Genomic DNA, 6321 nt, shown 5'->3' on the forward strand with positions numbered 1-6321 from the left:
CCCCGAGCCGGTGGTGCCCCCGCCGCCCGTTCCCCCGCCGCCGCAGCCACCGCCGCCGGGCCCGGACGCGGACCCGGACGCGGGCCCGGCGAAGCCCGTCGCGGAGCCGGCCGGCGAGCCGGTGAGCGGGATCACCGCCGGCCACGGGCCCGTCCGGCTGGCCAGGGCATTCAGCCGCCTCTCCCGCCGGGTGCCGTCCCGCAGCCGCAGCGAGCTGGACGAGGAACGCACCGCGCGCTGCGGCCTCGCCGACGACCTGTGGCTGCCCTGGGTGCGGCCGGCCGAGGAACGCGCCTTCGAACTGGTGGTGCTCACCGACGCCTCCCCCACGATGCGGATCTGGCACGACACGGTGGCCGGACTGGCCCTGGAGGCCTCCCGCAGCGGTGCCTTCCGGGATGTCCGCACCATCCCCTTCAGCCTCCCCGCCCCGCCCCCGCCCGCCTCCGCCGCCGGGCACCACGGCGACGGCCCGCCGCCCTCCGCCGGACAGCCGGACGGCGGCGGAGCGCCGGGCGGTGCCGCCCCGGCCGGCCGCCCCCCGCCCGGCGAGCGGCACGACGGCGAGGAGGTGCGGCTGGGCCGGGGGGTGCGCAGCGGCGGTCCGGGCGAGCTGATCGACGCGAGCGGACGCCGGATCTTCCTCGTGGTCACCGACGGTCTGTCGCACGGCTGGGCCGGTCCCGCCGCGGACGGCCTGCTCCGGCGGCTGGCGGGCACCGGGCCGCTGGCCCTGGTCCACCTGCTGCCCACCTACCTCTGGCACCGCTCCTCGCTCTCCCCCCACCGCGCCCGCCTGGATTCCGGCGGCCCCGGCGCGCCCAACCGCCGTATCGGCCACACACCGCCGGACGACGCCTGGCCGCCGGTGCTGCCGGTGCCGGAGCCCGCCGCACCGCACCACCGGACCGCCGCACGCCCCGCCGCCCCCGGCCCCGGCCCGGTTCCCGTCCCCGTCCCGGTTCCCGTGCTCAGCCTCAAGCCCGGGCCGCTGACCGCCTGGGCGGAACTCGTCACCGGAAACACCGGGGTGCGCCGCACCCTGCCCGTGGTGCTGGCCGGCACCCTGGCCCGGGGCCGTCCCGCCCCCGGCCTGCGCGCCCCCCGGGCCGACGGGCCGCGGGCCGCCGCCGCGGCGGTGAGCCGTTTCGTCTCCCTTGCCACCCCCACCGCCCGCCGCCTGGCCCTGCAACTGGCCGCCGCGCCCTTCGACTTCCCGCTGATCGCGGAGCTGCGCGACCGCGCCGTCCCGGAAGCGGGCCCGGATCACCTCGCCGAGATCCTGATGGGCGGCCTGATCGACTGGGAGGGCGGTGACGGCCGCCCCGACTTCGCCGACGGCATCCGCGAGGCACTGCTCGCCCAGGGCACCCGCACCCAGCTCGCCGCCACCGTCGACCTGCTCGCCGGCCTGCCCGGCGGCGGCCGGCGCGGCAGCCTGCTCCAGGCCGCGCTGCGCGACCCCGACGGCACCGCGCTGCCGCCGCCCGCCCCGGCCGACCCCTCCTGGCTGCGCACCGAACTGGCCGTGCTGAAGGCCCTCTCCGGCCCGTACGCCCGGCGCGCGGCCCGGGTCGCGGGTCACCTGACCGGAGCAACCCATGGTGCCCATGCGCCTCCGGAGGGTAGCGGCGGGCCGTCCCCGGGCAGGGAACGGGCTGAATCTGTCCCCGATGCCACTGGAGACGGTGTGCCCGCCACCCCCGCCGACGCGCCGGCGCCCGCAACCGGCCCCGAGCCCGGCTCCCGAAACGGCTCCGGGCCCGGCTCCGGGAACGGCCCCGAGCCCGGCTCCGAGAACGGCCCTGAGCCCGAGACCGAGAACACCGACACCCCACATGCCCGGAAGGCTGTCCCGCACATGGAGCTGAAGGCCCCCGACACCCGCTACGTCCGCACCGGCCAGCCGAAGGTCATGGGGAATGTGCCGCCGAAGAATCCCAACTTCGTCGGGCGGGAGTCCTTGCTGGCCGCGGTGGAGGAACAGCTGCGCGGCGACGCCACCGCCGCCGTGCTGCCGCACGCCCTGCACGGCATGGGCGGGGTCGGCAAGTCCCAGATCGCCATCGAGTACGTCTACCGCCACAGCCACGAGTACAACGTCATCTGGTGGGTGCCCTCCGAGCAGGAGAGCCTGATCCTGGGCGCGCTGGCCGACCTGGCCCGCAATCTCGGCCTGGACGTCGGCCCGCAGGCCAACACCGCGGTCCCCGCCGTGCGGGAGGCGCTGCGCACCGGCAAGCCGTACGACAACTGGCTGCTGATCTTCGACAACGCCGAGAACATCGACACCGTCCGCTCCTACTTCCCCACCGGCGGCCCCGGCAAGATCATCGTCACCTCCCGGAACCGCGACTGGGAGCGCGTCGCCACCCCGCTCACGGTCAATGTCTTCGAACGCGAGGAGAGCGTCGCCCTGCTCCGCCGCCGCTCCCGCGACCTGTCCGCCGAGGACGCCGACCTGCTCGCCGACGCCCTGGGCGACCTGCCGCTCGCCGTCGAGCAGGCCGGAGCCTGGCACGCCACCACCGGCATGCCGGTCGCCGAATACCTGGACCTGCTGGAGCAGCGCCGCCCCGGCGTGCTGGAGCTGGACCCCTCGCCCGACTACCCGATCTCCGTGGCCGCCGCCTGGAACATCTCCCTGGACCGGCTGGCCGACACCAACCCGGCCGCCCGCCAGCTGCTGGAGATCTGCGCCTGCATGGCACCCGAGCCGGTGCCGCTGACCATGCTGCGCGGCTCCCGCAACGTGGAGATCACCCCCGAGCTGGACCCGGTGCTGCGCGACCCGGTGCTGTTCGCCCGCGCCACCCGGGACCTGAGCAAGCTCTCGCTGATCCGGCTGGACCACAAGAACGGCACCCTCCAGATGCACCGCCTGATGCACACCGTCATCACCAGCGGTCTCAGCCGGGAACGCACCGAGGTCATGCGCCACGCCGGCCACGTGCTGCTGGCCATGGCCAAGCCGGGTGCGCCGGAGGCGGCCGACCAGTGGCCCGCCTACCAGGCGCTGCTGCCGCACATCATGGCCTCCGGCGCGGTCCGCAGCGGCGACCCCTGGGTGCGGGAACTCGTCCACGACTCGGTGCTGTTCCTGTACTACTGGGGCGCCCACGAGGCCGGCGCCGAGCTGGCCCGGGAGGCGTGGACCCGGTGGAACGCGGACTCCGGCGAGGAGGACGCCCTGGTGCTGAAGATGGCCAAGCTGCTGGCCTTCCTGCTGCGCCTGGTCGGCTCCCCCGAGGAGGCGTTCCGCCTCAACGAGCAGGCCCTGGACGTCTCCCGCCGCGCCTCCGTGCCGGAGGAGGAGCTCATCGACTCGATGTGGCAGATGGCCGGCGCGCTGCGTTTCCGCGGTGAGGTCTACGCCGCCCGGGACCTGGACCGGGAGGCGGACGGCCGGGCCCGGGACATGTTCGGCCCGGAGGACCCGGCCGCTCTGCTGGCCGCTCACAGCTACGGCGTCTCGCTGCGGCTGAGCGGGGAGTTCGCGCTCGCCCGGGAGCTGGACGAGGAGACCGTCAACCAGTGGGAGCTGCTGTACGGCCCGCACAACGCGCTGACCCTCAACACCCGCAACGGCCTGACCATCGACATGCGGGAGGCCGGGGACTACCCGGGCGCCCGGGCCATGCAGGAGGACATCTACGCCACCTACCGCTCGGTGTTCGGCGAGGACAACGCGGCCACGGTGCGCGCCGCCCGGAACCTGGCGGTGTGCCGCCGCCGGGACGGAGCCCTGGAGGAGGCGGCGGCACTGACCGAGGACTGCCTCCAGCGGTTCACCGTCCGGTACGGCGCGGACCATCCGGACACCCTGACCACGGCGGTGAACGCGCTGGTGGACCGGCGGCTGCGGGGCGACCTGGAGGGCTCGCGGGAGATCGGCGAGCAGACCCTGGCACGGTTCCGCGCCACCCTCGGCCCGGACCACCCGTACACGCTGCTCACCATGGCCGATCTGGCGGCGACGCTGCGTGCCCAGGGCGAGGCGGCCGGCGCCGAGGAACTGGACACCGAGGCGGGCGAGCGGTTCCGCCGGACCCTGGGCGAGCGGCACGTCTGGTCGCTGACCGCGGCCCTGGGCCGGGCCAGCGGCCACTACGCCCGGCTGGACTTCGCGGGCGCCCGGGAGATCGACGAGGCGACGCTGCCCCTGCTGGAGGAGGTGTGCGGCACGGATCACCCGGTGACCCTGGCGGCCCGCGCCAATCTGGCCCTGGACCTGCGCGGCCTGGGCGAGATCGAGCGGGCGGACCGGCTGAACACCGAGGCGGTGGCCGGGTTCACCCGGGTGCTGCGTCCGGATCACCCGTGGCTGATGGCGGCCCGGCTGCACCAGCGGATCGAGTGCGACCTCGCACCCGCGCCCCTCTAGCCCGGGCGCCGGCCATCACCGCGCCGGCCCTGCCCCAGGCTCCGCTCCGGGTGTGGGTCCGGGCCGGGACGCGCCCGCCGAGGCCCAGGTCCGCCGGGTCGTGCCCGGCTCCCGGGCCCTGCGGGCCGCCGGGCCCGGGAGCCGGGCACGACCCCGGCCCGGGTCCCCGCCCGGGTCCCCGCCCGGGTCCCGGCTCCGGGACCGGACGCGGGCCGGTGCCCGCCGGGCGGAACGGCAGCCGCCGCACCAGGCTCAGCGCCGGCTGCACCAGCACCGTGGTGACCAGCGCCATCAGCATCAGCACGGTGTAGAGCCGGCCGCCGATCAGCCCGGCGTCCCGCCCGGCGTCCAGGGCGATCAGCTCGGTGACACCGTGCGCGCTGAGCAGCACCCCGACCGTGGCGGCCTCCCGGCCGGACAGCCCGGCGAGCCGGGCACCGGCCGCGCCGCTGCCCACCTTCAGCGCCAGCGCCAGCACCACGGCCACGGCCAGCACCGCGACGGCCGGGCCGGTCAGCGCGTCCACCTGCACCCGCTGACCCGCCGTCACGAAGAAGAACGGCAGCAGCAGGGTGCCGAGTTCGTTGAGCGGGCGGACCAGGTCCGCATCCAGCGTGCCGTCCGGCTCGCGGGGCGTCACCAGCCCGGCCAGCAGCGCCCCGAAGATGACGTGCAGCCCGAGCATGCCGGTCGCCCAGGCGGAGGCGAAGGCGAAACCGGTCACCACGGCCAGCCGCAGGGCCGGGTCCAGCCGGGTGCCGGAGAGCAGCCGGCGCAGCAGCGGCCGGGCGGCCACCAGCATCAGCAGCAGATAGCACAGCGCCCCGGCCAGCCGCGGCTGCCAGGCCAGGCCCTCACCGCCGGACGGCACCAGAATGCCCACCAGCACCGCCCAGCCCAGCACGTCCACCAGGCCGGCCGCGGAGACCGCGATGATCCCGGGCACGCTGCCGGCCAGGCCGTTCTCCCGCATCACCGCGATCAGCACCGGTACCGCGGTGAGGGTCAGCGCCACGCCGAGGAAGAGCACCGCGGGCGCCGACAGATCCTCCGGCGCGCCCAGCCGCCGCAGCCGGTCGTAGCAGAGCAGCGCCAGTGCCGATCCGGCGGCCATCGGCAGCAGGAAGGCGGCGGCGGAGACGGTGAGCACCGCGCGCGCCCGGGTGCGCAGCACCCCCAGATCCAGCTCATATCCGATACCGAAAAGAAAAATGATGAGCGCGACCTGTGCCAGGCCGTGCAGAATCGGAGCGTTTTCCTCCGGAAACAGGGCCTCCCGTAATGCGGGGGAGATGTGGTCGAGAAGTGTCGGCCCGAGTGCGATACCGGCGACGAGCTGTCCCACGATGGACGGCTGACCGAGCCGGCGGGCCGCCCAGCCCGCGCCGTGCGCCAGCACCAGGATCAGCGCCGTGGTGCCGATGAGCTGGACGGGCAGCGCTTCCGCGCTCATGGAAACACCTCCGGGGTCCGGGTCCCGGACCGGACACCGGGACGGCTGCGGCCGGCCCGGCCAGGAGTACGAAGGAGCCGCGCCGTGTTCAGGCTACTGCTGATTTTTGACAAACTGATATCTCCACAGCGAGAAACCGGATGACCGTGGGGGGCATGTGACAGCGGTGGTTTTCATTCACGGAACGGGTGTCCGGGAGCCTGCATTCTCCACGCTGTATCACCGCGTATCCGCGGGAATCCGGGAATTTTCCCCTTCTGTCCGTATGCATCCCTACTACTGGGGCGGTGAGTGGGGCGCCTCGCTCCGCGCCGGGGGCGTCAGCGTGCCGGGCACGGCCGCCGGCCGCGCACCCGGCCCGGAGCCGGAGCCGGAGGAGCAGGACCCCGAGGCCTGGGGCGAGTTGTACCGCAGCCCGCTGACCGAACTGGCGCTGGCCGCGGCCGGCGGCGGGGGCGGCCCGGCCGGCGGCCCGCCCCCGGAG

General features: G+C 75.3%; 2 protein-coding genes and 1 pseudogene. 2 read left to right on the forward strand and 1 reads right to left on the reverse strand.

Annotated elements, in window-relative coordinates:
• Positions 1–121: 121 nt before the first annotated feature.
• On the forward strand, positions 122–4384 hold the full coding sequence (gene fxsT, locus GQS09_RS28790; protein ID WP_313896343.1) for an FxSxx-COOH system tetratricopeptide repeat protein: 4263 nt from the start codon (positions 122–124) through the stop codon (positions 4382–4384).
• Here the strand turns inward: fxsT and GQS09_RS26290 are convergent.
• Positions 4293–5837, reverse strand: a complete 1545-nt coding sequence (locus GQS09_RS26290) for a cation:proton antiporter (protein ID WP_165990037.1) — start codon at positions 5835–5837, stop codon at positions 4293–4295. The genes fxsT and GQS09_RS26290 overlap by 92 nt on opposite strands.
• 265 nt (positions 5838–6102) lie before the next feature.
• On the opposite strand from GQS09_RS26290, the pseudogene GQS09_RS26295 reads away from it, so the two are divergent.
• A pseudogene (locus GQS09_RS26295) lies at positions 6103–6321 on the forward strand (hypothetical protein); the annotation flags it as partial.

This window comes from Streptomyces sp. YIM 98790 (assembly GCF_011421595.1).
Classification (GTDB): domain Bacteria; phylum Actinomycetota; class Actinomycetes; order Streptomycetales; family Streptomycetaceae; genus Streptomyces.